Below are 26609 nucleotides of genomic sequence, written 5' to 3'. Positions count from 1 at the left end.
GAGCGTCTACTACCGTTATCGGCATCAGTTGACTATTAGTGAAGCGCAAGTTGGGGGATCTGCGCGTTTCCCTTGCGCTGACGCGCAGGGGAACAGATTCATCAACTTCATCTTGTACAGCCGCAGTCGGCTCACTAAGCTGGGCGGCCCCCTGATGGCGACGGAAAATCCATGTCTCGAAGCATCGCCCACCTCGCCCTGCTCCTGGGCTTGATCACTGCCGTCGGCCCCTTCGCCATCGACATCTATCTGCCGGCCTTACCGACCCTGGGCGCGAGCCTGCATGCCTCGCCGGCGCTGGTGCAGATGAGTCTCACGGTGTTCTTCGTGATCGTTGGCGTGTGCCAACTGTTCTACGGGCCGATCAGTGATGTGTTCGGGCGCAAGCCGCCGATCTATGCCGGGCTGGTGATTTTTGCCGTGGCCAGTGTCGGCTGCGCCTTGGCGCCCACCATCGAAACGCTGATCGCCTTTCGCGCCCTGCAGGCGTTCGGCGCGTGCGCGGGCATGGTGATTCCCCGCGCCATTGTGCGGGACCTGTACACCGGGCATGAAGCCGCGAAACTCATGGCCTTGCTGATGCTGGTGATGAGCGTCTCGCCGATCCTCGCGCCGCTCGCCGGCAGCCTGGTGATCTCGTTGTGGAGCTGGCGCGAAGTGTTTGCCGTGCTGGCGGTGGTTGCCGTGGCGTGCCTGGTGATGACCATCGTGCAACTGCCCGAGACCCACCCGGCCGAGCGTCGCCTGGGCAAGACCCTGGGCAGTGCCTTCAGCAGCTATGGCGCGTTGCTGCGTGACCCGGTCTTCATCGGGCTGTCAGTGGTGTGCGGGTTTGGCCTGGCAACCTTCTTCGTGTTTATCGGCAGTGCGCCGTTCGTGTACATCGAGTATTACGGCCTGACGCCGACCCAGTTCAGCCTCGGCTTTGCCCTGAACGCCGCTTCGTTTTTTGCCATGAGCCAACTGACTGCACGCCTCAGCGCACGCTTTGGCCTGGCGCCGCTGATTCGTTGGTCGGTGGTGGCCGTGGCGGCGGTCATGGCCGTGCTGGCGGCGACCACGCTATGGGTCGACAGCCTGGCGTTGACGATGACGTTGCTGTTTATCGGCTTCGGCTTTCTCGGCCTGCTGCTGCCGGCAGCCGGTGTGTTGTCGTTGGAGGACCACGGCGCAGTGGCGGGTTCGGCCTCGGCCCTGCTCGGGGCGATCCAGATGATCACGGCGGCCGTGTCCATGACATTGGTCGGTGTGTTCGCCGACCATACCCCGGCGCCGATGCTGGTGGGGATCGCGCTGTGCGCCGTAGCGGCGATGCTCACCACACTGTGGACGCTGCGCCGCCTGCCGGCTCACTTGGCGAGCGCCCCGCCCTCCTCCTGATCGCTGCCCATTTGCGCCAGCAACGCCCAGGGATAAATCCCGCGCTGGTGGCCATCGCTGAACACCAGTTGCACGCCATACCCCTGAGGGTGGATCTCCACCACCCTCACCGCGTCGAGACACCAGCGGCGGGCTGCCCCGCAGTCGAAACGCCCGGCACTGCGAACACGGGCATTCGCGGCGCAAACGGGCGTGCCGGATCCACTGCGCGCCTTCGGCCCATTCCAGGCGCAGTCGCCCGTCGCGGCCTTTGCCAATGGCGTTGGGGGCGACGGTCATTGCAGTTGCGCCAAGGCAATCCGCACGGCCTTGCGCACTTCCGGGTCGCCATCGTCGGCCGCGTCACGCAACGCCACCAGCGCCTGGCGATCACCCAGTTCGCCGAGTGCCAGAGCGGCTTCCTTGCGCAGGTTGCTGATGCTGTGGCCCAGGGTCTGGATCAGCGCCTCCAGCGCGGGCAGATAACGCAGCCGGCCAAGGCTGCGCGTAGCCCGCAGGCGAACCTGCCAGTACTCGTCCGCCAGCGCAGCGACCAGCGCATCCCCAGCGTTGATACTGCCGACCTTGCCCAAGGTGGTGGCGGCTTCTTCACGGACTTGCCAGGCCGGGTCCAGCAATGCCAGGTGCAGCGCCGGCAGCACCTGATCGTCATTCGCCAGGCCCAGGGCACCGGTGGCGGCGCGGCGCACTTCGGTGTCCGGATCGCTGCTGGCCAAGGTGGCAAGGGCCCCAAGCGCCGGCAAGTGCTTGAGCCAACCCAGTACGCCTACCGCTTCACGCCGGATACCCGCATCGGCGTCCGCCAATGCCCGCAACGCCGCCGGGGCCGCAGCGGCCAGGCGCAACTCGCGCAATGCACGGAATATCGCGGTGCGCACGCTCACCTCGGCATGCTCGGTCCAGGGCAGCAGCAACGCCCCCGCCTCGGCGGTTTTCAATACACTCAGGCTCTGGGCAGCCGCCTCGCGCACGGGCGGCTCGGCATCCGTAAGCGCCTCGCACAACGCCTGCACCACCTCGTCGTCTTCCCAGGCTTCCAGCAAGGTGGCCGCCTGGGCACGTACATCAACCGACGGATCGTTACGCAGGCTGTCCACCAGCCACTCAAGGCTGTCGGGGTCTTCGAGGTCGGCCAGGTCGATCAGGGCAATGCGGCGCATGCCGGCGTCCGAGGCTTGCAGGCGCGGGCGCAGGGCTTCTATTTCCGGGTTATAGGTCATATGGCAAATCGCGGTGTTGAATGATCGGTGGGCAGCCCGAGCGGGTTCAGGCGAGGCAACTGGCGGCCATCTTCATGGTGCAGCAGTTCCAGGCAATGGCGCTTGAGGTGAGTGAATTCGGGGGTGGTCATCAGTTCGGTATGGCGCGGCCGAGCAAAATCCAGCGGGAAGTCTTCGATAATGCGCCCCGGGCGCGGGCTCATCACCAGGATGCGATCGGCCAGGAACAGCGCTTCATCGATGTCGTGGGTAACAAACACCACGGTGGTGCGGATGCGCGTCCAGATCTCCAGCAACAAGGCCTGCATCTTCATGCGGGTCAGCGCGTCCAGTGCGCCGAACGGCTCGTCCATCAGCAACAGACGTGGGCGGTTGACCAGCACCCGGGCGATTTCCACGCGCTGCTGCATGCCGCCCGACAGCTGGTTCGGCCAACGCTCGGCAAACCCTTCAAGCCCGACCAGGGCCAGGATCTCGTCGGCTGCCGCCAAACGTTCAGCCTTGCCCACGCCGCGCATCTTCAAGCCGAACGCGACGTTCTCGCGCACGCTGCGCCACGGGAACAGCGTGTGCTGCTGGAACACCATGCCGCGCTGCTGTGACGGGCCGATCACCGGCTGCCCATCCATCTGCAACGTGCCCTGGCTCGGCACCAGGTGGCCGGCCAGCGCGCCAAGCAGGGTTGACTTGCCACAGCCCGACGGGCCGAGGATGCACACGAATTGCCCGGGCTCGATGCTGCAATCCAGCGCCTTGACCGCTTCGAACGCCTGCGCCTGCTCGCCCAGCACAATCGACAACCCGCTGATTTGAATCCTTCCTTCCATCAGGCTTTACCTCGCGAACGGTGCCAGGGGGTGAACACGGCGCCCAGGCGCTTGACCAGCCAGCTGCTGCCCATGCCCAGCACGCCGATCAACAGCATGCCGACCACAATGTCGGCATAGTTCTGGATGGTGTACGACTCCCAGGTGTAATAGCCGATGCCAAACTGCCCGGAGATCATCTCTGCCGTCACCAGGCAGAACCACGAGGTGCCCATCCCGATGGCCAGCCCGGTAATGATGCTCGGCGCAGCGCCCGGCACCACCACTTCCCACAGGATCGCGACCGGCCCTGCCCCCAGGCTGCGGGCTGAAGCAATCAACCGAGGGTCGACGCCTTCGACGCCATGTACGGTGTTCAGCAGGATCGGAAACAGCGCGCCGGTAAAGGTGATGAACACCATCGACAGCTCCGAGGATGGAAACATCAGGATCGCCAACGGTATCCACGCCACCGCCGGAATCGGGCGGATCACTTCCAGGGGCGGCAGCAGCATATCTTCAGCCCATTTCGAACGACCGATGGCGATGCCCAGACCAACCCCCACCAGCACGGCGGCCAGGTAACCTTCGAAGACCCGGGTCAGGCTGGCACTCAAATGCCGGGCCAACTTGCCCGAGTCCACCAGGCCCAGCGCCGCCTCCACCACGGCGCCTGGGGTGGGTACGTTGGCAAAGGTCACCAGCCACAGGTCCCAATGTTGGCTGGCAGCGAGTTGCCAAAACCCGAGGCACACCAGCAGCGAGGCCGCGCGCAGTAACCAGCGGTAAGCTGCAGTCGACATGTCAGCGACCGGCCACGGCCTGGGCGCCGGCACTGGTGAAATCGAACACCTTGCCGCCCTCGGCGTCAGCGAACTGCTGTGCCTGGCCCTTGAGCAGGAACGCACTCAAGTTGCCTTGGCGATCACTGGCGAACCAGGCTTGGTTGGCGAGCAACTTGATGCCGCTGTCTTCGGCCTGGGCGTACACCGCACGCACCTCCTTGCCTTCTTTTTTCAAGCTGGCCAATGCACTGAACGCCGATTCGGCTGACGCGTAGTCACGCACCTTGGGCTCGCCTTTCACCCAGATTTGCGCCACGTGTTTCCAGTCGCTGATGGGCTTGCCGGTCAACGCATCGTTGGCCTTGAGCGGGGCCTGGGCGTAATTGCCCAACTGTGCTTGATAGTCCAGGCCGGACGCCTTGAAGGCCGCACGGATGTACTGGTCATCGATAAAGGTATTGAGGTCCAGGCCACGGTCGGCTTTTTTCAGCAGCTTGAGGGTGTCGATGGCGGTGCCGACGGCCTGGCGGTATTCCGGCTTCCAGCTCAGGTCACGGGTTTGCACGCCGAGCGGGCCGTGGAACAGGTAGTTGACCTCGGCTTCGACGCCGGTGACTTTCTCGATCAGTTCGCTGTATTGCTCCGGTTCCGCCGCCAGCAACTGATTGGCTTCGAGACTTGCACGCAGGTAGGCGACCACCACTTCCGGGTACTGGAGGGCGTAGCTTTCGTCCACCAGGGCACCGTGGAAGGTCGGCGTGTTGGACTGCGAACCGTCATAGATCTTGCGGGCGAACCCCCGGTTGGGAAACAGCTCGGCAAACGGCACAAAGTCGGCATGTGCCTCGATTTTGTTGGCTTGCAGCGCCGAGCCCGCCACTTCCGGGGCCTGGGCGATGATGTTCACGTCCTTGAGCGGGTCCCAGCCTTGCGCTGCGACGGCACGCAGCAGCATGCCGTGGGCGGTGGACGCAAACGGCACCGAGATGGTCTTGCCTTTCAGGTCGGCCAACGACTGGGCGCTGGACTCGGTCGGCACCACGATGCCGTTGCCACTGCCTTTGATATTGCCCGACAGCACGCTGATAAACAGGCTGTGCTTGCCCGCGCCCTCAAACGCCACGCCGTTGAAGGCCCCGGGGAAATCGGCCATGGCGCCGAAATCGAGCTTGCCGGCCACCATTTCATTGGTCAGCGGCGCGCCACTGGTGAAGTTTTTCCACTGGATATCGTAGGTGGCGTCCTTGTACTTGCCGTCATGCGGCAAGTACTTGTCGAGCAGGCCCAACTCGCGGATCAGCAAGCCGCCGGCCGCGCAGTTGATGGTGGTGTCCTGGGTGCCGATGGCGACCCGGATCGTTTGCGCCTGTACCGACAGGCTCAAGGAAGCCAGCACCAGGCTGGTAAAGGTTGCGCGCAAGAACATTGGGTGTTTCCCCTCGAATCATGGTTATAGGATCGTCTCCGCCGTGATCAGGCACGGTGGGAAACGAGGGGGTACGGCATTGGCGTCCGGTGTTGGCGGATGGCTTTGAGTCGAAACGCTCAGCGCAGCAGGTACGGGATCTCGACCTTGACTGCGCCGGTGGGGCAATCCTTCTCACACGGCATGCAGTACCAGCATTCGTCGAACGCCATGTACGCCTTCTGCGTTGCGGGATTGATCGCCAACAGGTCCATCGGGCACACGTCGACGCAGACGGTGCAGCCTTTTTCGGCGATGCACTTGTCTTCGTCGATCGTCACCGGCGCGTTGGATCGGAAGAATATTTCCTGGGGTTGGTAGGCCATTTCACGGTGTCCTGGGCGCATGTTTGCGCTCTCTGTTCTCTGTGGCGAATAACCTGTGGCGAGGGAGCTTGCTCCCTCACAGGTACAGGGTTCTATCTCAGGCAGCATCAGCCCCTACACGCAGGCGGTCGTAGGCTTGCATTTCTTCGGCGTCCAGCGGGATCACGTAGGGCTCCACGGGTTTCTTGAAGCTGACCATCTGGCCGTCATCGCCTTTTTTCAGGTGGCAATGGCAAAACCATTCGGCGTCATTGCGTTGCGGGTGATCGACGCGGTGGTGGTACAGGCCCCAGCGGCTTTCGGCGCGGTACAGCGAGGCGCGGGCGGCCATTTCGGCGCAGTCGCGGATCACGCTGGTTTCCATGGCACGCATCAGCTCATGGGGGTTGTGGGCTTTCATCTGGTCGAGGTCGCGCTCGATGTCACTGAAACGCTGCAGGCCGATTTCCATCTTGCGGGTGACCTTGGGCGGCTGCAGGTAGTCGTTCACGAAACGGCGCAGCTTGTACTCGACCTGCGCCGGCGGCAGGCCGGTCTCGCGGTCCAGCGGCGCATACACGCGGGCCTGTTCGGCGGCGACCTGCTCGGCATTCACCGCGCTGAAGTCTTTCTCCACCACATACTGGGCCGCGTTGGTGCCGGCGAACCAACCGTAGGTAAAAGCGCCCAGCATGTAGTTATGCGGCACCGCCGCCATGTCGCCGGCTGAATACAAGCCTTTCACCGAGGTCTCGGCACGTTCGTTCACCCACACGCCGGAGGCCGAATGCCCGCTGCAGAAACCAATCTCGGAGATGTGCATTTCCACCATGTCGCTGCGGTAATCAGTGCCGCGGTTGGCGTGGAACTGGCCACGGCTCGGCCGCTCGTTGCTGTGCAGGATGGTTTCGATGTTCTGGATGGTCTCCTCGGCCAAATGGTCGAGCTTGAGGAACACCGGGCCATTGCCGCTTTCGAGTTCTGGTGGAACTCCCACATCATCTGGCCGCTCCAGTAGTCGCACTCGATAAAGCGCTCGCCCTTGTTATTGGCGGTGTAGCCGCCCAGCGGGCCCGTCACATAGGCGCAGGCCGGGCCGTTGTAATCCTTGATCAACGGGTTGATCTGGAAGCACTCCAGGTTCGCCAGCTCAGCGCCCGCGTGGTAGGCCATGGCGTAGCCGTCTCCGGCATTGGTCGGGTTTTCATAAGTGCCCATCAGGTAACCCGACGATGGCAAGCCCAGGCGGCCCGCTGCGCCGCAGCACAGGATCACCGCCTTGGCCTTGATCACCTGGAAGTCGGCGGTGCGGCAATCAAAGCCCATCACGCCGTTTACCGCGCCTTCGCTGTCGGTCAGCAAACGCGTGCACACCAGGCGGTTGGTGATCGTCACTCGGGCGCGCTTGAGCTGGCGGTACAGCACCTTCTTGATGTCATGACCCTCAGGCATCGGCAGCACGTAGGCGCCCATGTGATGGACTTTTTTCACCGCGTAGTCGCCGGTCTCGTCCTTTTCGAACTTCACGCCCCAGCGGTCCAGTTGCTCGATGGTCTCGAAACTGTGGGTGGCATAGGCGTACACCGCCGCCTGGTTGACGATGCCGTCGTTGGCGATGGTGATTTCCTTGGTGTACTGCTCAGGCGTCGAGTGGCCGGGGATGATCGCGTTGTTCAGCCCGTCCATGCCCATGCTGATCGCGCCGCTGCGCTTGACGTTGGCTTTGTCTACCAGCAACACGCGCAGGTTGCTGTTGGCTTCCTTGGCTTTGATCGCCGCCATCGGCCCGGCCGTGCCGCCGCCGATCACCACGATGTCGTATTCCAGTTCCAGGGTTTGGCGGCTCACGGGCGGCTTCCTCGTTCACGGTCGATGCGCAGGCGATACTGGAAAGCGTCGCCACGGTAGTACAGGTGTTCAAAGTCCACCGGCTGGCCGTCGGCGGTGTGGGTCAGGCGCTCGATGTGCATGATCGGTGAGCCCGGTTCTACATTCAGTGCCTGGGTCAGGTCGCTGTCGGCCAGTACCGCGTCGATGGCCACATCGGCATGCCCCAGCTGCAGGCCGCAGTCGTTTTCGAGGATCAGGAAGATGTCGCGGGTGACCAGGTCAGCCTTTTCCAGGCGCTCGCCGAGGGGTTGTGGCAGGTAGGTGATTTCCAGCGACACCGGCTCACGGTTGATCAGGCGCACCCGCTTGATTTGCGCAACCACGGTGCCCTCCTCCACGCCCAGACGCTCGGCCACCTGTTTGTCGGCCGGCACGAAACGGAAACTGCGCAAGCGGTTGATCACTTCATAGCCGCGCTCGGTCATGGATTCGGCCAGGCCCTGCAAGGTGCTGACGTTCTGGAAGGCCTTGGGCTTGGAGACAAACGTGCCTTTACCGTGAATCTTGTAGATCAAACCCTCTTTTTGCAGATCGCCCAACGCCTGGCGCACGGTGATACGGCTGACGTTGAAGCGCGTGCCCAGCTCGCTCTCGGAAGGCATTTGAGTATTGGGGGCGTATTCACCGTCGAGAATGCGGCTGCGCAACAGGTCACGCAGTTGCGCATGCAAGGGAATGCTGGACAGCGGGGAGAGGCTGGAATCGTTCATCAAGGTCACTTGTCATAACGAGTTATGACGTGATCTTAAGAAGTCTAATGGCGCCGTTGGAAATACCGTTTATGCATAAGCTTAAAGCCAACCACTCGTCGGGCTTGCGCGGCATCCGTTACAACTATCGCCCGGCGTGAAACTACTAATCCCATAGCACCCTTGCAAACCTATGGAGATTGAAATGACTGACTACCCTCGCCCACCCTTCGCCCCGCAAGCGCAGAACGTGCCCGGTTCACAAAAGAAAATGGACCCGTACCCGGATTGCGGCGAACAGAGCTACAAAGGCTCCGGGCGGTTGGCCAACAAGATCGCGCTGATCACCGGTGCCGACAGCGGCATCGGACGTGCAGTGGCCATCGCGTTTGCGCGTGAAGGGGCTGACGTGGCTATCGCCTACCTGGATGAACATGAGGACGCCCGCGAAACTGCGCGCTGGGTCGAAGAAGCCGGCCGCCAATGCCTGTTGCTGCCGGGTGATATCGCGCAGAAAAGCGTGTGCCAAGAGCTGGTCGACAAAACAGTTGAGCAATTCGGCCGCATCGACGTGCTGGTCAATAACGCCGCGTTCCAGATGACCCACGAAACCCTTGAAGAAATCGAGGATGAGGAATGGGTCAAAACCTTCGATATCAACATCACCGCGATGTTTCGCATCTGCAAGGCCGCGCTGCCGCATATGAAGGCCGGCAGCTCGATCATCAACACCAGCTCGGTCAATTCCGACATGCCCAAGCCGACCCTGCTGGCCTATGCCGCCACCAAGGGCGCGATCGCCAACTTCACCGGGGGCCTGGCGCAGTTGCTCGGCAGCCAGGGCATTCGCGTCAACAGTGTGGCGCCGGGCCCGATCTGGACGCCGCTGATCGTGGCGACCATGCCCGATGATGACGTGCAGAGCTTCGGCAGTGAAACCCCGCTGGGTCGCCCTGGCCAACCGGTGGAAGTGGCACCGATTTATGTACTGTTGGCCTCGGATGAAGCCAGCTACATTTCCGGTTCGCGGTATGCCGTCACTGGCGGCAAGCCGATCCTCTAACCTTTACACCAATCCTTTGTGGGAGCGGGCTTGCTCGCGAATGCGGTATGTCAGTCACAGGTCCAGTGACAGATACACCGCCTTCGCGAGCAAGCCCGCTCCCACATTTTGGGTCTTCACCCTGCCTGACGTTACAGGTCAAACCGATCCACCGCCCGCCGCCGCTCATTGTCGTCACGCACGTCATAGCTGGCGGTGGTCTGGATATTGGTGTGGTGCGCCAGTTTCTGCGCGATCGACAGGTCATGCTCCTCGATTACGCGGGTGATGAACGAGCGGCGAAAGTCATGAGGCATGATCTTGACCCCCACCTGCTCACCGCGCTGGCGGGCGATGTAGTAGATCGCATGCTTGGTGATGCGCTCGCGGGTGATATGGCTGCCCCGGCGGATACGGTTGAACAGAAAGGCGTCATCCTGCTCGCCTTCCTTGAGCTGCTCGCGGCGAAACGCCAGCCATGCCTGCAATTTGGCGAATGCCCAATCCGGCGCGTACTTGATCAGCTCTTTGTTGCCTTTGCCGATCACCCGCAAGCTGCGCTCGTCGAAGTTGATCTGCGCCAGGTCCAGGTTGACCGACTCCGACTTACGCATGCCCGAGCCATACAGGATGCCGATCACCGCTGCGTCCCGCAGGCCCTGGGGGCGTGGGTCGGCGGCGCAGACCTCCATCATTTCGCGGATCAGCGTACGTCGCAGGTTGCGGCCCTGGCCCAAACGGGTGCCGGGCGCGGCCTTGACGGTGCGCATGCGCAACAGGTGTTCCTGGCTGATCAGGCTCAAGCGCCAGGCTTCATTCATCACCCCGCGCACCGCATTCACGTAGAGCGACGAGGTATTCGGCGCATAACCATCCTCGCGTAACGCGGCGACCAATGCGATGACGTGTTCGGGCTGCAGCAGGTGCCAGTCGATGTCTTCAAGGTTGATGTCCTCGAAGCCCAGGCGGTCGGCGGCGTCCTGCAGCACATAACGCATGGTCAGTTGGCTGGACGGCGCCAGGCGGGTGAGGTAAAGGGTCAGCGGGTTGCGGATAGACTCAGTCAAAATAAATCAGCCTTTGGATTAAATACCTCGGACAAGCCATTGTTTAATCGAGATATTTAGTGAATTGGCGAAGGCTGAGTCTAGCGCACCCTGCGCGCCCGCACCAAATCATGGGGCGCTATCTTCATCCTCGACGGGGTCTTGAGGCTGAGTCTGGGTCTGGCTCCATTCGGTGTCCTGCTTCTGCATCAGCGCGAACCAGTGCTGGCGCATGAAGGCCAGGTAAGCCTCCGGCGCCTTGGCAAAATCCTTCTCCTCGCCATAGCAGCCCGGCAATGGCAGCTCGGTGCCCTGCTCCTTGTACTGGCTGACCAGCGCCTGCTGGCCGGCTACGCTGCAATCCTTGGGTAACGGCATGCCCCGCAGCGCGCCGGCCTCTTCGTCCCACCAGCTGGCGCCCACGCGGTCGACGCCGCGCAGGCGGTATTTCTGGGACTTGCCCACGTGCATGATCAACTTGAATTCATTGGGGCTGACATCGCTGGTACAGGTGCGCGAATACCCTACCGTGGCTTGGGTAATGCCATCGCCAGTCAGGTCGGTGACCTTGGTCGCAGCCCTGTCGAAGCGCAGGGACGCGTCGAATTCGCAATGCTGCACGTCGTCATAGAGCATCCACACGCGTTTGGGGCGGTTGCCGTCGATCAGGTACTGGGCCGCGTACACAAACGCCGACTGGGTGCCGTCGTCATCGCGCTCGCTGACCTGCTCGGCAAGCACCAGCAGGTTCTTGCCCTGGCGATCCTCCCAGGTGTACGCGGCGATCTGCTTGCCCCGTACTTCCACACCCTCAGGCACCTCGTCGATGCTGGTGAGCGCAACGCCCTCATCGGCCCGCACGGTGGTGACACACGCAACGGTCATCAACAACCCCATCAACACTGGCCGCAACTGGCCGCGTAAAAGCTGCACGCTATTCATCCGACTACCCTGGCAAGAGACGGCTTACTTTACCGGCACTTGGCGCCCAGTGCAGAGAAGATTCTTCAATAAAGTTCCCCGACGTGTACGGCGCAAGCCAGATGAACCAAACGCCCTGCGGACAGTTCTTACTTGGCTGGCCAAATACCCGCTGCAACGCCCCTGTTCGTTTAGCTGAACCCTAGCTGTCTACCTGTCAAATAAACGAGTTTTTCATCTGCCTTTCATATCTGTTCAACATTTTTGCGCTTAATCTTAAACATGAAACTTCAGGGCAAATTCCGCTACACCGTCTAACCTGTTGATTACGCATCACCTTTAGCGCCGTGTTTTATCAACGGGCTAAACATTCGCCCAATGATTATTGCTGTTTTCACGCTCCAAGTTGCTCTAACCCCCGAGGTCATGAATCTTTGAAACCCTACCCTATTCATTGCGTGTCGATCGTTATCCCGGTCTACAACGAACAAGAAAGCCTGCCTGAATTGCTGCGTCGCACCACCGCAGCTTGTCAGCAACTGGCCTACGAATACGAAATCATCCTGGTGGATGACGGTAGCCGCGACAATTCAGCCCAACTGCTGGAAGACGCCGCCGAGCAGGAGGGCAGCAACGTGGTCGCGGTGATCCTTAACCGTAACTACGGCCAGCATGCGGCGATCATGGCCGGTTTCGAGCAGTGCCGTGGCGAGGTGGTGATTACCCTAGACGCCGACTTGCAGAATCCGCCCGAAGAAATCCCGCGCCTGGTCGAGCAAGCCGCCCTGGGTTACGACGTGGTTGCCACCGTACGCAACAACCGCCAGGACTCGGCCTTTCGCCGCTGGCCTTCGCGCCTGATCAACCTGGCGGTGCAACGCTCCACCGGCGTGGCCATGACCGACTACGGCTGCATGCTGCGCGCTTACCGGCGCACCATCGTCGACGCGATGCTTGCCTGCCGCGAGCGCAGCACCTTTATCCCGATCCTGGCCAACGGCTTTGCCCGCCACACCACCGAGATCCTGGTGCACCACGCCGAGCGTGAACACGGCGAATCCAAATACAGTGCCATGCGCCTGATCAGCCTGATGTTCGACCTGCTGACCTGCATGACCACCACCCCGCTGCGCCTGCTGTCCATCGTCGGCTTCAGCCTGGCTGCGCTCGGGGTGTTTTTTGCCTTCGCCTTGATCGTCATGCGCCTGGCCTTCGGCGCCGACTGGGCGGGCGACGGCCTGTTCGTCTTGTTCGCCGTGCTGTTCGTGTTCACCGGTGGCCAATTCATCGGCATGGGCCTCTTGGGTGAATACCTGGGCCGCATGTACAGCGATGTGCGCGCCCGCCCCCGGTTCTTTATTGAAAAAGTGCTGCGCAACCAACCGGCAGCACCGGCTCCCGTGGTCGTCGTTGACGGCCTGGTGTCCTCCCATACCTCTACTTCTGCTGATCAGGTCTAATCATGAGTTCAAAAGCTGTTGTATTCGCGTACCACGATATTGGTTGTGCAGGCATCGAAGCGCTGCTCAATACCGGTTACGAAATTGCTGCTGTGTTCACCCATGCCGATGACCCCAAGGAAAACAACTTCTACGGTTCCGTCGCCCAACTCTGCGCCCGCAACGGCATCCCGGTGCACGCCCCGGAAGACGCCAACCACCCACTGTGGATCGAGCGCATCGCCAAGCTCAACCCGGAGTTCATCTTCTCGTTCTACTACCGCAACCTGCTGAGCGAGCAATTGCTGGCCACCGCCAGTAAAGGTGCGTTCAACCTGCACGGCTCGCTGCTGCCCAAATACCGTGGTCGCGCTCCGGCCAACTGGGTGCTGGTAAAAGGTGAAACCGAAACCGGCGTGACCCTGCACCGTATGGTCAAGCGTGCCGATGCCGGCGCGATCCTGGCTCAGCAAAAAGTCATCATCGAGCGCAGCGACACCGGCCTGACCCTGCACGCCAAACTGCGCGACGCCGCCAGCAACCTGCTGCGCGATGCCCTGCCGCAATTGGCCCAAGGCAAGCTGACTGAAACCGCCCAGGACGAAAGCCAGGCCACCTACTTCGGCCGCCGCACCGCCGCCGATGGCAAGCTGGACTGGAAACAACCGGCTGAAGAGCTGTTCAACCTGGTGCGCGCCGTGACGCAACCGTACCCGGGCGCCTTCTGCGCCGTGGGCGAGCACAAGCTGATCGTGTGGCAAGCCGACGTGATCAAGGGCAACGAGGGCCTGGCCCCTGGCCGTGTGATCAGCGTCAACCCGCTGCGCATTGCCTGCGGTGAAGACTCGTTGGTGGTCAAGTTCGGCCAGCGCAACGACAACGGCCTGTACCTGGCCGGCCCCTCCCTGGCCAACGAATTGGGCCTGGTGGACGGCTCCGTGCTGCGCGGTGCCGAGTCGGGCCGCAAGCCCCGCCGTACCCGCGTACTGATCCTGGGCGTGAACGGCTTTATCGGTAACCACTTGTCCGAGCGCCTGCTGCGTGACGACCGTTACGAAGTCTACGGCCTGGACATCGGCTCCGACGCCATCGAGCGCCTGCGCAGCCACCCGAATTTCCATTACGTGGAAGGCGATATCAGCATCCACACCGAGTGGATCGAGTACCACATCAAGAAGTGCGACGTGGTCCTGCCGCTGGTGGCCATCGCCACGCCCATCGAATACACCCGCAACCCACTGCGCGTGTTCGAGCTGGACTTCGAAGAAAACCTCAAGCTGGTGCGCTACTGCGTCAAGTACAACAAGCGCGTGATCTTCCCGTCGACCTCCGAAGTCTATGGCATGTGCCAGGACCAATACTTCGACGAGGACACCTCCAACCTGGTAGTTGGCCCAGTCAACAAGCAGCGTTGGATCTACTCGGTCTCCAAACAACTGCTGGACCGGGTGATCTGGGCCTACGGCGCCAAGGGCCTGAACTTCACGCTGTTCCGTCCATTCAACTGGATGGGCCCGCGCCTGGACCGTCTGGATTCGGCACGTATCGGCAGCTCCCGTGCGATCACCCAGCTGATCCTGAACCTGGTGGAAGGCACGCCGATCCGCCTGTTCGACGGCGGCGAGCAGAAACGCTGCTTCACTGACATCGCCGACGGTATCGAAGCGCTGGCGCGCATCATTGATAACGACAACGATGTGTGCAACGGCCAGATCATCAACATCGGCAACCCGGAAAACGAAGCCAGCATCCGCCAACTGGGCGAAGAGCTGCTGCGTCAGTTCGAAGCCCACCCGCTGCGCAGCAACTTCCCGCCGTTCGCCGGTTTCCGTGACGTAGAGAGCAAAGCGTTCTACGGCACCGGTTACTCAGGACGTGGCCCACCGCAAGCCAAGCATCGAAAACGCCAAGCGCCTGCTGAACTGGGAGCCGACCGTGGAGATGAGCGAAACCATCGGCAACACGCTGGATTTCTTCCTGCGTGAAGCCATGCTCGAAATTGCGGACAAAAAGTAATGGATGCAGGTCTTCGCATCGACGTCGACACCTACCGTGGCACCCGTGAAGGTGTGCCGCGGTTGCTCGAAACCCTGGATGAAGCCGGCGTAAAAGCGACGTTCTTCTTCAGTGTCGGGCCGGACAACATGGGGCGCCACCTGTGGCGCCTGATCCGCCCGCAGTTTCTGTGGAAGATGCTGCGCTCCAATGCCGTCGGCCTGTATGGGCTGGACATCCTGCTGGCCGGCACTGCCTGGCCGGGCAAGCCGATTGGCCGTGACCTGGGGCATTTGATGCGCCAGGCCAAGGCGGCCGGGCATGAAGTCGGCCTGCACGCCTGGGATCACCACGGCTGGCAGGCCAACACCGGACGTTGGAGCGAAGCGCAGCTGATCGAGCAGATTCGACGCGGCGTGGACACCCTGAGCGACATCCTGGGCGAACGCATCGACTGTTCAGCCGCCGCCGGTTGGCGTGCGGATGAGCGGGTGGTGCAGGCCAAGCAAGGTTTCAACTTTCGCTACAACAGTGATTGCCGGGGCACCAGCCTGTTTCGACCAACCCTGGCCGATGGCAGCGCGGGCACCCCACAGATTCCGGTAGACCTGCCGACCTTCGACGAAGTCGTCGGGCCGGTGGTGGCTGCCAAGGATTTCAACCGCTTCATTCTTGACCGCTTCAGCGCGTCGAAGCTGAACGTCTACACGATCCACGCAGAAGTAGAAGGGATTCTGATGGCCAATGATTTTCGCCAGTTGCTGGCCCAGGCAGGGCAGCGCGGCATCGACTTCAAACCGCTGGGCGAACTGTTGCCCGCCGACCTGACCACCCTGCCCCAGCAACACCTGGTGCGCGGCGCCCTGAGCGGCCGTGAGGGTTGGCTCGGAGTGCAACAAGCATGATCCGCCGTTGGGCCTTGCCCCTGCTCTTGTTGGCATTTGGCGTGTTTTATCTGCTGCCGCTGGCCACCCATGGCCTGTGGATTCCGGATGAAACCCGCTACGCGCAAATCAGCCAGGAAATGCTGCTGACCGGCAAGTGGGCCTCGCCGCACTTCATGGGCATTCGCTACTTCGAAAAACCGGCTGCCGGCTACTGGATGATCGCGCTGGGCCAGGCGATCTTCGGTCAGAACCTGTTTGGTGTGCGTTTCGCCTCGGCGTTAAGCACCAGCTTGAGCATCCTGCTGGTGTACCTGGTGTCGCGCCGGTTGTGGAATGACCCGCAAAAGAGCCTGGTCAGCACCGTGCTGTACATGAGCTTTGTCAGCGTCGCGGCGTTGGGCGGGTATGCCAACCTCGACCCGCAGTTCACCTTCTGGGTCAACCTGACCGGCGTGGCCTTGTGGTTCTGCTTCGACAGCACCACCCGCAATGGCCGCCTCGGCGCCTGGGCCCTGTTGGGGTTTGCCTGCGGCATGGGCTTCATGACCAAGGGCTTTCTCGCCTGGCTGCTGCCGGTCTTGATCGCCCTGCCCTACGCCATTTGGCAGAAACGCTTTCGCGAGCTGCTCGGCTACGGGCTGGTGGCGGTGGTCGTGGCGGTTCTGGTCAGCCTGCCATGGGCCCTGGCCGTGCACCTGCAAGAGCCGGACTACTGGCACTTCTTCTTCTGGCATGAGCATATCCAGCGTTTTGCCGGCGAAGACGCCCAGCACAGCGAACCGTTCTGGTATTACCTGCCGCTGCTGGTGGCCTTCACCCTGCCGTGGGTCGCGTTGCTGCCGTCGACGATCAAGCACGCATGGCTGGAAAAACGCCTGCCGAAAACCCTGTTCCTGCTGCTGTGGCTGCTGATGCCCCTGGCCTTCTTCAGCCTGGCCAAGGGCAAGCTGCCCTCCTACATCATGCCGTGCCTGTTGCCGCTGGCCTTGCTGATGGGCTCGACTCTGGCGGACAAACTGGCTGAAGGTCGCAGCGGTGCCTTGCGCATCAATGGCTGGCTGAACCTGGTGATTGGCGTGGTGGGTGTGCTCGCGCTGACCTGGGTCCAACTGAAAAAGCCGGTGTACGAACATGGCCACGAAACCCTCAACCTGGTGTTGGTGTTCACCTTCCTGTTCGGCTGGATCATCGTCAACCTGCTGCAGGCCGCGCGCCCATTGAAACTGTGGGCCGCGCCCCTGATCGGCAGCGGATTGCTGGTGGCCCTGGTACCGGCCGCGCTGCCGCACTCGGTGGTCTACAACAAGATTCCGGACCAGTTCATCATCGACCATCTGCAAGAACTGCACCCGGCCACGGCGCTGCTGAGCAATGACCTGGGCGCTGCATCGGCCCTGTCCTGGCGCCTGGGGCGTCCGGATGTGACGCTCTACAACACCGTCGGCGAAGTGAAATACGGCCTCGCGTACCCGGATGCCGGCCATCACCAAGTGGACACCACCCAAGTCCAGCAATGGATGAGCGATGCGCGCAAAAAAGGCCCGGTCGGTGTGGTGATGCGCGTCAAGGGTGACGATGAGAAGGCCGAAGTGGCGTTGCTGCCGACTGACGGCCAGCGCCATGAGCAAGGCAACCTGGTGATTCTGATCTTCGCGCAGGTGACGCCGTGATCACCCTGCTGCTGTTATTGGCCGCCTGCCTGCTGACCTGCATGGGCCAGGTCTCGCAAAAGTTTGCCGTGGAAAGCTGGCGCGACCTGCCGCACGGCTGGGCGCCGAAACTGCGTTCGCCGTGGCTGTGGGCGGCGCTGGTTTGCCTGGGCCTGGGTTTGCTGGTGTGGTTGCTGGTGTTGCAGCGCCTGGAAGTGGGCATTGCCTACCCCATGCTCAGCCTGAATTTTGTGTTGGTCACGTTGATGGCGCGCTTTGTGTTCCATGAACACATCGATGGCCGCCACTGGCTGGGCGTGGCGCTGGTGATTGCCGGTGTCGTGCTGCTGGGGCGCCACGTATGAGCCGCGTGAGAGGTTTTGCCTTGGCGCTGGGCAGCGTGGTGCTGGTCAGCGCGGCGCAATTGGGCATGCGTTGGAGCATGACGCGCTTGCCGCTGCCCAACGAATGGCTCGGTGCGTTCACAAACAATGCCATCGACCTCGGTGCCCTGGGCGTGGTGCTGCTGGCCATCCTGGCCTATGCGCTGTCGATGCTCTGCTGGCTCGGCGCACTCAAGCACCTGCCGTTGGGCCGTGCCTATTCGCTGCTGAGCATCAGCTACGCGCTGGTGTACCTGCTGGCCGCCAGCCTGCCGGTATTCAACGAACAGTTTTCCGTTTCAAAAACCCTGGGGGTGGCGTTGGTCATCCTCGGAGTGCTGGTTATCAACTCTCGCCGCGCTAGCGTTACAAGTCCCAGGAACATTCCATGAAAATCAGTGTATTTGGTAGTGGTTACGTCGGTCTGGTACAGGCCACCGTATTAGCCGAAGTCGGTCACGATGTGATCTGCATGGACGTCGATCAGAACAAGGTCAAGCTATTGCAGCAGGGCCATGTGAGCATTTTCGAGCCGGGGTTGGCCGCCATGGTCAAGGAAAACCTGGAGAGCGGGCGCTTGCATTTCACCTTTGATGAAAAGCTTGCGGTCGAGCATGGCGAAGTGCTGTTTATCGCCGTGGGCACGCCCTCGGATGAAGATGGCTCGGCAGACCTGAAATACGTGCTGTCGGTAGGCGATGCGGTGGCGCGCCATCGGATCGAACCGGTGATTCTGGTGGAAAAATCCACCGTGCCGGTGGGCACTGGCGACACCCTGCGCGCCCATATCGAAAAAGCCCTGCACCTGGCGGGCCGGCACCTGGAGTTTGATATCGTCTCCAACCCGGAATTTCTCAAGGAAGGCTCGGCGGTTGCCGACTGCCGCCGCCCGGACCGCATCATCATCGGCTGCGAGCGCGAAGAAGTGCGCGACGTGATGCGCGACCTGTACGCCCCGTTCAACCGCAACCATGACCGTATCATCTTCATGGACCTGCGCAGCGCCGAGCTGACCAAATACGCCGCCAACTGCATGCTGGCCACCAAGATCAGCTTTATCAACCAGATCGCCGAGCTGGCCGAGCACCTGGGCGCCGACATCGAAGCCGTGCGCCTGGGGATCGGCGCCGACTCACGTATCGGCTACCACTTTATCTACCCCGGTTGCGGCTACGGCGGCTCGTGTTTCCCCAAGGACATGCGCGCCTTGATCCACAGCGCCAAGCAGGCCAACTGCTCCAGCGACCTGTTGGAAGCCGTGGAAGCGATCAACCAGCGCCAGAAGAGCAAACTGTTCGAGCGCATCAATGCGTTCTTCCAGGGCAACCTGCGCGGCAAAACCTTTGCCTTGTGGGGGCTGGCGTTCAAGCCCAACACCGACGACATGCGCGATGCCCCAAGCCGGGTGCTGATGGAAGCCCTGTGGGCCGCCGGCGCCAACGTACGCGCCTTCGACCCGGAAGCCATGCAGGAAACCCAGCGCATCTACGCCGATGAAGAACGGCTGATGCTCATGGGCACCCCGGAATCCACCTTGGTTGGCGCGGATGCGCTGATCGTCTGCACTGAATGGCAGCAGTTCAAGGCACCCGACTTTGACCTGATCCACCAGCGCCTGAAAACACCGGTGATCTTCGATGGCCGCAACCTGTACGACGGCGAACGCTTGGCGCGCAAAGGCTTCCAGTATTTCCCGATTGGCCGTGGGGATTCCTGCCAGCTGCCGATTCCCCAGCAGCAGTGGACGCCGCGGGTCGTGGAAGCCTGATTCGTGAACAAAGCTCAACCGCCCCTGCTGAGCCAGACCATCCGCCGCCACTCCCTCGGCTTGGGCCTGCTGGCGCTGTTATTGTTTATCGCCGGCAGCTGGCACCAGGCGATTATCGGCTTCGACTCGCGCTTCGTGGTGTTTGCCCAGGAGATGCTGCGCCATGGGCCGGGGTTTTTCCCCACCACCTACGGCCAGCCGTATGCCGATTACCTGGCCACCTCGACGCTGTTGACCTGGCTGCTGTCATTGCCACTGGGCCAGGTCACCAGCCTCACGGCCTGGTTGCCCACGGCAATGGCCTCGGCGGTGATCGTTATCCTGGTGTATCGCCTTACGGCGCCGTACTCCCAACGCTGGGGCCTGCTGAGTATCGCGGTGCTGCTGCTCAGCAGTACCTTTATCAGCGAAACCCGCTCGGTGTCCCTCGACCAGATGCTGGCCGCGATTGCCTTGGCGGTGTTTTACCTGGGTTACGCCCATGACCACTTCGGTGCCGGTAAGCGCCTGCACTGGCTGTACCTGCTGCTGATTGTCGGCTTTGCGATTCGCGGGCCGATCGGGCTGGTCATCCCCACGGGGATGCTGTGCAGTTACTACCTGATCAACCGGCAATGGCGCCAACTGTTCAGTTTCGGCTTGCTGGCCCTGGCGCTGCTGGCTGCCTGTGTCGGCCTGTTGCTGCTGATGGCCAAGCTCAGTGGCGGTGAGAGCTTCATGCAGGATGTAATCCGCATGCAGTTCCTGGGGCGCATGGACGGCAGCGAAGGTTCCAGCAGCGTGCTGTATTACTTCACCAGCTCGCTGGGCAATTACGCCCTGGCCTACCCGATGGCGTTGCTGGTGCTGTTGGCGGTGGCAACCGGTGGGCGGCGTGTGCCGGACCCGGCCTTGCAGCTGGTGTTGTATTGCGCGGCCGCAGGTTTGCTGGTGATGCTGGGCCTGTCGATTCCCCAGGCAAAGAAGGCGCGCTATGTGCTGCCGATGTTGCCGATGGCGGCGATCATCGCGGCGTATCCCTTCTACGTTGCGCAGGGCCGTATGTTTGTCTGGTTGCGCGGGCTGATGCTGGGCCTGTGGACGCTGCTGCCGACATTCCTGATCGTGGGGCTGGTGTTAGCGCGTCGCCATTACCCTGAGCAGTTGAGCCATCTCGGGCTGATGTTCGGCGTACTCGGCGGGCTGCAGGTGCTGGCGCTGCTGGCCCTGTTGCGTGCTCAGCTGCGGCCGCTGGGGCCGGCGCTGGCCGCGGTACTGGCAGTATGGGCAACGTATATCGGGGTGGTCGAGCCGTTGGTGCGCAGTGTTTACGACACGCGCACCTTTACCCTGCGTGTGCATGAGCAGGTCATGCAACAGCGCGCGCCTGTGGTACTGCACGGCCTGGGTAAAGACGCCAAGGCGATTAAATACATGGTTAACCTCGACTGCGACCAGGTGCCGTTATTTACCCAGCAACCGGCTGATCTGGCGCCGCTGCAAGGGCCGGCCTGGCTGGTGATGAGCGAGGCGGATTACCAGGGTTTGAAAGACACACGCTTTGGCACAATCACCCCGACGCTCACCGGCGAGTTCGACAGAAACCCCTATGTGCTGCTGCATCTGGCCCAAACCCCACGACCTTGACGCCTGCGTCGGCGCTGCCGACGCAGAAAACTCCTACGTAGCTATGCGTAATGGCTGGTGCCATTTCCCTTTCCCGCGTCCGAAACCCAAATGTACACTCCAAGGCCATGTGCGGTAGGTATTTAACGCCATAGGTCATGCATAACAACAAGGACGCTCTGGGCCGCAGCTGTCACCGCGGCTTACTTCAAAAGAGGACAATGCCGTGCCAGATGATAGTTCGCCCAATGCCCGCGATGAAGTGCACGTCGGCTACCTGCCCATCCCGCCCTTGCATCGGCTGATGCAGCTGCGCAATGCCCTCGTCGCGCTGAATGGGCCGCTTGGCAGTGACCCCGGGCTGCAGGCAAACCTGCGCAGGCGTCTGTTCAATGCAGAAACCGATGACCGCGTCCTCGGAAAGCTCAGCACAGCGACCTCCCCGTAAGCTGACGGCCTTTAAACTCATTATTTTTGTATTTAAGCTCCATTAATATGCATTGGCGCATTATTGGCTGCCACGGCACACTGCGCAGGTTCCTTCCCCCAAATGTTGGAACCTTCAGAGGCTTCTCCGGGCAACCAGACAGGCCTTTTTTTTGCCCGCTATTTATGGACTCTCTTTTAATGCTCGCTCGCTGGTTTCCCGCAGCCATCAATACCCGCCCAACTGAATGGGGCCGCGCCGCCATCGGCATGGCGCTGGGCACGCTGTTCAGTGTCTGGTTATGTGCCCAGATGTTTGGCATGGAGGTGGCGTTGCACCTGCTGGGGCCGCTGGGGGCTTCAGCGGTGTTGTTGTTCGCAGTGTCGTCCGGTGCGCTGGCGCAGCCCTGGTCGATCATCGGCAGCTACCTGTGCGCCGGTGTGGTGGCCTTGCTGGTGGCCCGCGTGCTCGGGCGCACCCTGGGCGGCGCCTGCCTGGCGGCGGGGATGGCGGTGGTGCTGATGTGCTGGTTGCGCTGCTTGCACCCGCCTGCCGGTGGCCTGGCCATGACCCTGGTCCTGGCTGACCCGGCTTCCGCTGCCCTTGGCTGGCATGAGCTGGGCGCCGTGCTGCTGGGTGCCGGCGCCCTGCTGGCCTGCGCACTCGCCTACAACAACGCCACACGCACGCGCTACCCCAAGGGTGCTGCCGAGGCACCGACGGTTATTTTGCCTGACCCTGACGCCGCTCGAGACCCGGCCATCACTGCCGCCGATTTGAAGCTGGCACTGGCCGACATGGAGCAGTTCTACGATATAGCCCCGACAGAACTGGAACAGTTGATCCACACTGCAGAACAGCATGCACGCCGCCGCAGCGTTGGTGATGTCCTGGCAAGCCGCGTACCCTGAGCCCAGGCTCAGCACCCTGCATAAATGCAAAAACGACCTGCATGATTCCGGGTTGTACTGGGCAAATTTGCACTGTTACGATCACGAGAGAGTTCGCCCGCGAACATCTTGATAAAGAACAATAAAAGCAGGGAGTTACAGATGACTGCTCAGGTTTCATCCGAAGCAAGCAGCGCCGATGTACACCAGGACGACGTACTCGCCGAAGTGCGTAACCATATTGGTCACCTGACCCTCAACCGCCCCGCCGGCCTGAATGCCATCACCCTCGGCATGGTGCGCAGCCTCGCGCAGCAGCTGCAAGCCTGGGAGGACGACCCCGAGGTGTACGCGGTGGTCCTGCGTGGTGCTGGGGAAAAGGCCTTCTGCGCCGGTGGCGATATTCGCTCCCTCTACGACAGCTTCAAAAGCGGCGACACCCTGCACCAGGACTTCTTCGTCGAAGAATACGCACTCGATCTGGCCATCCACCATTACCGCAAACCGGTGCTGGCCCTGATGGACGGGTTTGTCCTGGGGGGCGGCATGGGGCTGGTGCAAGGCGCCGACTTGCGTGTGGTGACCGAGCGCAGCCGCCTGGCAATGCCGGAAGTGGCAATCGGGTATTTCCCGGATGTGGGCGGCAGCTATTTCCTGCCACGGGTTCCTGGCGAGTTGGGGATCTATCTCGGCGTCACCGGCGTGCAGATCCGCGCTGCCGACGCGTTGTACTGCGGCTTGGCGAACTGGTACTTGGACAGCACAAGGCTTTCGGAACTCGACCAGAAACTCGACCACCTGCAATGGCACGACGCGCCGCTCAAGGACCTGCAAGGCGCACTGGCCAAACTCGCCGTGCAACAACTGCCCGATCCACCGCTGGCCGCCTTGCGCCCGGCCATCGACCACTTCTTCGGCCTGCCGGATGTACCGAGCATTGTCGAGCAGTTGCAGCAAGTCACCGTCGCCGACAGCCACGAATGGGCACTCAACACCGCCCACCTGATGCAAACCCGCTCGCCCCTGGCCATGGCCGTGACCCTGAAAATGCTGCGTCGCGGCCGCCGTTTGTCGCTGGAACGCTGCTTCGCGCTGGAACTGCACCTCGACCGTCAATGGTTCGAACGCGGCGACCTTATTGAAGGGGTCCGCGCACTGATCATCGACAAGGACAAAACCCCACGCTGGAACCCGCCGACGCTGCATGGGTTGGACAAAACCCATGTCGACAGCTTTTTCCACCACTTCGAGCAGGGTGTGAACTAAATCATGCAAGATATTGAATACACTGAAGAACAGGTAATGATCCGCGACATGGCTCGCGACTTTGCACGCGGCGAAATCGCCCCCATGCCCAAGCTTGGGAGAAAGCCGGCTGGATCGACGACGCCCTGAGTAGCGAAGATGGGCGAACTCGGCCTGTTGGGCATGGTAGTGCCGGAAGAATGGGGCGGTACCTATGTCGACTACGTGGCGTATGCCTTGGCCGTCGAGGAAATTTCCGCCGGCGACGGTGCGACCGGCGCACTGATGAGCATCCATAATTCAGTGGGTTGCGGGCCAATCCTCAACTACGGCACAGATGCGCAGAAACACACCTGGCTGCCCGACCTCGCCAGCGGCCAGGCGATTGGTTGCTTCTGCCTGACTGAGCCCCAGGCCGGTTCCGAAGCCCACAACCTGCGCACCCGCGCCGAGTTGCGCGACGGCCAGTGGGTGATCAATGGCGCCAAGCAATTTGTCAGCAACGGCAAACGCGCCAAGCTGGCGATCGTATTTGCGGTGACTGATCCGCAGTTGGGCAAAAAAGGTATCTCGGCGTTTCTGGTGCCGACCAACACGCCGGGGTTTGTGGTTGATCGCACCGAACACAAGATGGGGATTCGGGCGTCGGACACTTGCGCCGTCACGCTTAACCAGTGTTCGGTGCCGGAGGCCAACCTGTTGGGTGAGCGCGGCAAAGGTTTGGCGATTGCGCTGTCGAACCTGGAAGGCGGGCGTATCGGCATTGCGGCTCAGGCGTTGGGGATTGCTCGGGCGGCGTTTGAGGCGGCGTTGGGTTATGCGCGTGATCGGGTGCAATTTGACAAGGCCATCATTGAGCACCAGAGCGTGGCGAATCTGCTGGCTGATATGCAAACTCGGTTGAATGCGGCACGGTTGCTGATCCTGCATGCTGCTCGTCTGCGCTCTGCGGGTAAGCCGTGTTTGTCGGAGGCGTCCCAGGCCAAGTTGTTTGCCTCGGAGATGGCTGAGAAGGTTTGTTCTTCAGCAATGCAGATTCATGGTGGGTATGGGTATTTGGAGGATTATCCGGTAGAGCGTTATTACCGGGATGCGCGGATTACGCAGATTTATGAAGGGACTAGTGAGATTCAGCGGATGGTGATTGCTCGGGAGTTGAGGGGTTATCAACTTTGATGGGGGGTATATCCGTTATTTGGGTAACGGCCGCCTATGGTTTCGCTCTTACAGCGACTCACTTTTGGAAGGACCCAAAAGTAAGCAAAAAGTCCTCGCCCCATCACTCGGCACCTCGCCTAGGCTCGGTGTGCCCTCACTCCGGCTTTGGAGCGTGGGCCGCCGCGATGGGCCATCCTTGGCCCAGCGCGGCTAACCCGGCGTCCTGCCGGGTTGCCCACGCTCCAAAGCCTGCGTTCGGCCAGCGTGATTGACGGGGCGTCTCAGATCAAAGTCAAAAGCAGAGCACGGCGGCCTGGTAGCCGACCTGAGTGGTGTAGATCAAAAGCGGGTCCGCAGTAGATCGGCTTTTCTGTGGGAGCTGGCTTGCCTGCGATGACATCAACTGGGTTTGCCTGATGTACCGAGGTGTCTGCATCGCAGGCAAGCCAGCTCCCACACTTGACCGAGGTCGGCTGTCAGGCCGCCGTGCTTTGCTTTGTTTTTGATCTGGCCCTTACATCCTTTGCGCTGACGAAGTCAGCGATCTTTTGCGCTTTTGATCTTGATCTTGATCCTTGGCGCCCCGTAAAACACGCTGGCCGCACGCAGGCTTGAATCCGTGGGTAACCCGGCAGGACGCCGGGTTAGCCGCGCTGGGCCAAGGATGGCCCATCGCGGCGGCCCACGGATTCAAGTCTGCGTGCGGGCACACCGAGCCAGAGCGAGGTGCCGAGTGTTGGGGCAAGAGCCCTTTGGTTACTTTGGGGCTCTTTTCCAAAGTGACCCGCTGTAAGAGCGGAACCAATTCCAGCCGCAACCCCAATACCGGATATAAACCTATCGATCCTTAAACTCCGCCACCCGCTTCCCCACAAACGCCGCCATCCCCTCCTTCTGATCCAACGTCGCAAACGCCGCATGAAACACCCGGCGCTCAAAACGCACACCTTCCGACAAACTCACCTCAAAAGCGCGGTTCACGCTTTCCTTGACCATCATGCTGATCGGCACCGATTTACCGGCAATCAAAGCAGCAACGTTGAGCGCTTCTTCCAGCAACTCATCCGCCGGCACAATGCGCGCCACGATCCCGCAGCGCTCAGCTTCCACCGCGTCGATAAAACGCCCGGTCAGGCACATTTCCATGGCCTTGGCCTTGCCCACCGCACGGGTCAGGCGCTGTGTGCCGCCCATGCCCGGCAGTACGCCGAGGTTGATCTCCGGCTGGCCGAACTTGGCACCATCACCGGCCAGGATAAAGTCACACATCAACGCCAGCTCGCAGCCGCCGCCCAGGGCGAAGCCGTTGACGGCGGCAATGATCGGCTTGCGGCGGTTGGCCACGCGGTCGCTGTCGCTGAACAGGTCATCCAGGTAGATCTGCGGGTAGGTCAGCTCAGCCATTTCCTTGATATCGGCGCCGGCGGCGAAGGCTTTTTTCGAGCCGGTCAGCACGATGCAGCCGATTTTCGGGTTGGCTTCCAAGCCGTCCAGCGCCTGGTTCAACTCGCTCACCAACTGCGCATTCAGCGCGTTCAGGGCTTGTGGGCGATTCAGGGTGATCAGCCCGACGCGGCCCTGGACTTCGAGCAAAATGGTTTCGTAACTCATGTA

At 61.6% G+C, this 26609-nt stretch carries 21 protein-coding genes and 4 pseudogenes; 14 read left to right on the top strand and 11 right to left on the bottom strand.

Features of this window, described 5'->3' with window-relative positions:
* Positions 1–171: 171 nt before the first annotated feature.
* Entirely contained in the window at positions 172–1380 is a 1209-nt protein-coding gene (locus tag LRS56_11280) for a multidrug effflux MFS transporter (protein WDU64980.1), read from the top strand.
* Here the strand turns inward: LRS56_11280 and LRS56_11275 are convergent.
* From LRS56_11275 to LRS56_11240, 8 genes and pseudogenes are all read right to left on the bottom strand, one after another.
* Positions 1350–1659: pseudogene (locus LRS56_11275) on the bottom strand (DUF971 domain-containing protein). The gene LRS56_11280 and the pseudogene LRS56_11275 overlap by 31 nt on opposite strands.
* Complete coding sequence (locus LRS56_11270) at positions 1656–2600, bottom strand: HEAT repeat domain-containing protein (protein WDU64979.1); 945 nt, start codon at positions 2598–2600, stop codon at positions 1656–1658. Before LRS56_11270 ends, LRS56_11275 begins: the two are co-directional and overlap by 4 nt.
* Positions 2597–3427 carry an ABC transporter ATP-binding protein gene (locus LRS56_11265; protein WDU64978.1) on the bottom strand — a complete coding sequence of 277 codons (831 nt, stop codon included), beginning with the start codon at positions 3425–3427 and terminating at the stop codon, positions 2597–2599. Before LRS56_11265 ends, LRS56_11270 begins: the two co-directional genes overlap by 4 nt.
* On the bottom strand, positions 3427–4209 hold the full coding sequence (locus tag LRS56_11260; protein WDU64977.1) for an ABC transporter permease: 783 nt from the start codon (positions 4207–4209) through the stop codon (positions 3427–3429). The genes LRS56_11265 and LRS56_11260 overlap by 1 nt, the downstream gene beginning before the upstream one ends.
* 1 nt (position 4210) lies before the next feature.
* Positions 4211–5617 (bottom strand): ABC transporter substrate-binding protein, encoded by a 1407-nt coding sequence (locus LRS56_11255; protein ID WDU64976.1) that lies wholly within the window; start codon positions 5615–5617, stop codon positions 4211–4213.
* A gap of 119 nt (positions 5618–5736) precedes the next feature.
* On the bottom strand, positions 5737–5982 hold the full coding sequence (locus LRS56_11250; protein WDU65726.1) for a ferredoxin family protein: 246 nt from the start codon (positions 5980–5982) through the stop codon (positions 5737–5739).
* Between the two features lie 97 nt (positions 5983–6079).
* Positions 6080–7743, bottom strand: a pseudogene (locus LRS56_11245) (fumarate reductase/succinate dehydrogenase flavoprotein subunit).
* A gap of 62 nt (positions 7744–7805) precedes the next feature.
* The gene (locus LRS56_11240; GenBank protein ID WDU64975.1) at positions 7806–8561 is read right to left on the bottom strand and encodes a GntR family transcriptional regulator; all 756 of its coding nucleotides are present in this window, start codon (positions 8559–8561) and stop codon (positions 7806–7808) included.
* 184 nt (positions 8562–8745) lie between these two features.
* Between LRS56_11240 and LRS56_11235 the strand changes: the two genes are divergently transcribed.
* On the top strand, positions 8746–9603 hold the full coding sequence (locus LRS56_11235; GenBank protein ID WDU64974.1) for an SDR family oxidoreductase: 858 nt from the start codon (positions 8746–8748) through the stop codon (positions 9601–9603).
* Positions 9604–9734: 131 nt separating this feature from the next.
* Here LRS56_11235 and LRS56_11230 read toward each other — a convergent pair whose 3' ends face one another.
* Together LRS56_11230 and LRS56_11225 are read right to left on the bottom strand one after the other, a co-directional pair.
* A complete protein-coding gene (locus tag LRS56_11230) occupies positions 9735–10649 on the bottom strand; it encodes a tyrosine-type recombinase/integrase (protein ID WDU64973.1) in 915 nt (304 codons plus the stop codon).
* A gap of 108 nt (positions 10650–10757) precedes the next feature.
* Positions 10758–11570, bottom strand: a complete 813-nt coding sequence (locus LRS56_11225; protein ID WDU64972.1) for a hypothetical protein — start codon at positions 11568–11570, stop codon at positions 10758–10760.
* Positions 11571–11983: 413 nt separating this feature from the next.
* On the opposite strand from LRS56_11225, the gene arnC reads away from it, so the two are divergent.
* From arnC to LRS56_11165, 12 genes and pseudogenes are all read left to right on the top strand, one after another.
* The gene (gene arnC / locus LRS56_11220; protein WDU64971.1) at positions 11984–13009 is read left to right on the top strand and encodes an undecaprenyl-phosphate 4-deoxy-4-formamido-L-arabinose transferase; all 1026 of its coding nucleotides are present in this window, start codon (positions 11984–11986) and stop codon (positions 13007–13009) included.
* A 2-nt stretch (positions 13010–13011) separates the two neighbouring features.
* Positions 13012–15004: pseudogene (gene arnA / locus LRS56_11215) on the top strand (bifunctional UDP-4-amino-4-deoxy-L-arabinose formyltransferase/UDP-glucuronic acid oxidase ArnA).
* Positions 15004–15888 carry a 4-deoxy-4-formamido-L-arabinose-phosphoundecaprenol deformylase gene (arnD, locus tag LRS56_11210; GenBank protein WDU64970.1) on the top strand — a complete coding sequence of 295 codons (885 nt, stop codon included), beginning with the start codon at positions 15004–15006 and terminating at the stop codon, positions 15886–15888. The pseudogene arnA and the gene arnD overlap by 1 nt, the downstream one beginning before the upstream one ends.
* Positions 15885–17540 carry a lipid IV(A) 4-amino-4-deoxy-L-arabinosyltransferase gene (gene arnT, locus LRS56_11205; GenBank protein WDU64969.1) on the top strand — a complete coding sequence of 552 codons (1656 nt, stop codon included), beginning with the start codon at positions 15885–15887 and terminating at the stop codon, positions 17538–17540. The genes arnD and arnT overlap by 4 nt, the downstream gene beginning before the upstream one ends.
* Positions 17537–17884, top strand: a complete 348-nt coding sequence (gene arnE / locus LRS56_11200; protein WDU64968.1) for a 4-amino-4-deoxy-L-arabinose-phosphoundecaprenol flippase subunit ArnE — start codon at positions 17537–17539, stop codon at positions 17882–17884. Before arnT ends, arnE begins: the two co-directional genes overlap by 4 nt.
* Positions 17881–18294 (top strand): 4-amino-4-deoxy-L-arabinose-phosphoundecaprenol flippase subunit ArnF, encoded by a 414-nt coding sequence (gene arnF / locus LRS56_11195; protein ID WDU64967.1) that lies wholly within the window; start codon positions 17881–17883, stop codon positions 18292–18294. Before arnE ends, arnF begins: the two co-directional genes overlap by 4 nt.
* Positions 18291–19670, top strand: coding sequence for a UDP-glucose/GDP-mannose dehydrogenase family protein (locus tag LRS56_11190; protein ID WDU64966.1), 1380 nt, complete (start codon positions 18291–18293; stop codon positions 19668–19670). Before arnF ends, LRS56_11190 begins: the two co-directional genes overlap by 4 nt.
* A gap of 3 nt (positions 19671–19673) precedes the next feature.
* Positions 19674–21296 (top strand): glycosyltransferase, encoded by a 1623-nt coding sequence (locus tag LRS56_11185; GenBank protein WDU64965.1) that lies wholly within the window; start codon positions 19674–19676, stop codon positions 21294–21296.
* A gap of 271 nt (positions 21297–21567) precedes the next feature.
* Complete coding sequence (locus LRS56_11180) at positions 21568–21723, top strand: hypothetical protein (GenBank protein WDU65725.1); 156 nt, start codon at positions 21568–21570, stop codon at positions 21721–21723.
* Positions 21724–21902: 179 nt separating this feature from the next.
* Positions 21903–22613: an HPP family protein gene (locus LRS56_11175; protein ID WDU64964.1), complete on the top strand. Its 711-nt coding sequence runs from the start codon at positions 21903–21905 to the stop codon at positions 22611–22613.
* Between the two features lie 141 nt (positions 22614–22754).
* Entirely contained in the window at positions 22755–23858 is a 1104-nt protein-coding gene (locus LRS56_11170) for an enoyl-CoA hydratase/isomerase family protein (protein WDU64963.1), read from the top strand.
* A gap of 3 nt (positions 23859–23861) precedes the next feature.
* Positions 23862–25013: pseudogene (locus LRS56_11165) on the top strand (acyl-CoA dehydrogenase family protein).
* A gap of 819 nt (positions 25014–25832) precedes the next feature.
* On the opposite strand, the gene LRS56_11160 reads toward LRS56_11165, so the two are convergent.
* Positions 25833–26606 carry an enoyl-CoA hydratase gene (locus tag LRS56_11160; protein WDU64962.1) on the bottom strand — a complete coding sequence of 258 codons (774 nt, stop codon included), beginning with the start codon at positions 26604–26606 and terminating at the stop codon, positions 25833–25835.
* Between the last annotated feature and the right edge of the window lie 3 nt (positions 26607–26609).

It is taken from the genome of Pseudomonas poae (assembly GCA_028869255.1).
In the GTDB taxonomy this organism is placed as follows: Bacteria; Pseudomonadota; Gammaproteobacteria; order Pseudomonadales; family Pseudomonadaceae; genus Aquipseudomonas; species Aquipseudomonas poae_C.
This window is presented reverse-complemented; position numbering and strand designations above follow the sequence as displayed.

Bases quoted from the DNA above. Each gene is read 5' to 3' on its own strand.
- LRS56_11280 (WDU64980.1), top strand. From the start codon at position 172: ATGTCTCGAAGCATCGCCCACCTCGCCCTGCTCCTGGGCTTGATCACT.
- LRS56_11270 (WDU64979.1), bottom strand. From the start codon at position 2,600: ATGACCTATAACCCGGAAATAGAAGCCCTGCGCCCGCGCCTGCAAGCC.
- LRS56_11265 (WDU64978.1), bottom strand. From the start codon at position 3,427: ATGGAAGGAAGGATTCAAATCAGCGGGTTGTCGATTGTGCTGGGCGAG.
- LRS56_11260 (WDU64977.1), bottom strand. From the start codon at position 4,209: ATGTCGACTGCAGCTTACCGCTGGTTACTGCGCGCGGCCTCGCTGCTG.
- LRS56_11255 (WDU64976.1), bottom strand. From the start codon at position 5,617: ATGTTCTTGCGCGCAACCTTTACCAGCCTGGTGCTGGCTTCCTTGAGC.
- LRS56_11250 (WDU65726.1), bottom strand. From the start codon at position 5,982: ATGGCCTACCAACCCCAGGAAATATTCTTCCGATCCAACGCGCCGGTG.
- LRS56_11240 (WDU64975.1), bottom strand. From the start codon at position 8,561: ATGAACGATTCCAGCCTCTCCCCGCTGTCCAGCATTCCCTTGCATGCG.
- LRS56_11235 (WDU64974.1), top strand. From the start codon at position 8,746: ATGACTGACTACCCTCGCCCACCCTTCGCCCCGCAAGCGCAGAACGTG.
- LRS56_11225 (WDU64972.1), bottom strand. From the start codon at position 11,570: ATGAATAGCGTGCAGCTTTTACGCGGCCAGTTGCGGCCAGTGTTGATG.
- arnD (WDU64970.1), top strand. From the start codon at position 15,004: ATGGATGCAGGTCTTCGCATCGACGTCGACACCTACCGTGGCACCCGT.
- arnT (WDU64969.1), top strand. From the start codon at position 15,885: ATGATCCGCCGTTGGGCCTTGCCCCTGCTCTTGTTGGCATTTGGCGTG.
- arnF (WDU64967.1), top strand. From the start codon at position 17,881: ATGAGCCGCGTGAGAGGTTTTGCCTTGGCGCTGGGCAGCGTGGTGCTG.
- LRS56_11190 (WDU64966.1), top strand. From the start codon at position 18,291: ATGAAAATCAGTGTATTTGGTAGTGGTTACGTCGGTCTGGTACAGGCC.
- LRS56_11175 (WDU64964.1), top strand. From the start codon at position 21,903: ATGCTCGCTCGCTGGTTTCCCGCAGCCATCAATACCCGCCCAACTGAA.
- LRS56_11170 (WDU64963.1), top strand. From the start codon at position 22,755: ATGACTGCTCAGGTTTCATCCGAAGCAAGCAGCGCCGATGTACACCAG.
- LRS56_11160 (WDU64962.1), bottom strand. From the start codon at position 26,606: ATGAGTTACGAAACCATTTTGCTCGAAGTCCAGGGCCGCGTCGGGCTG.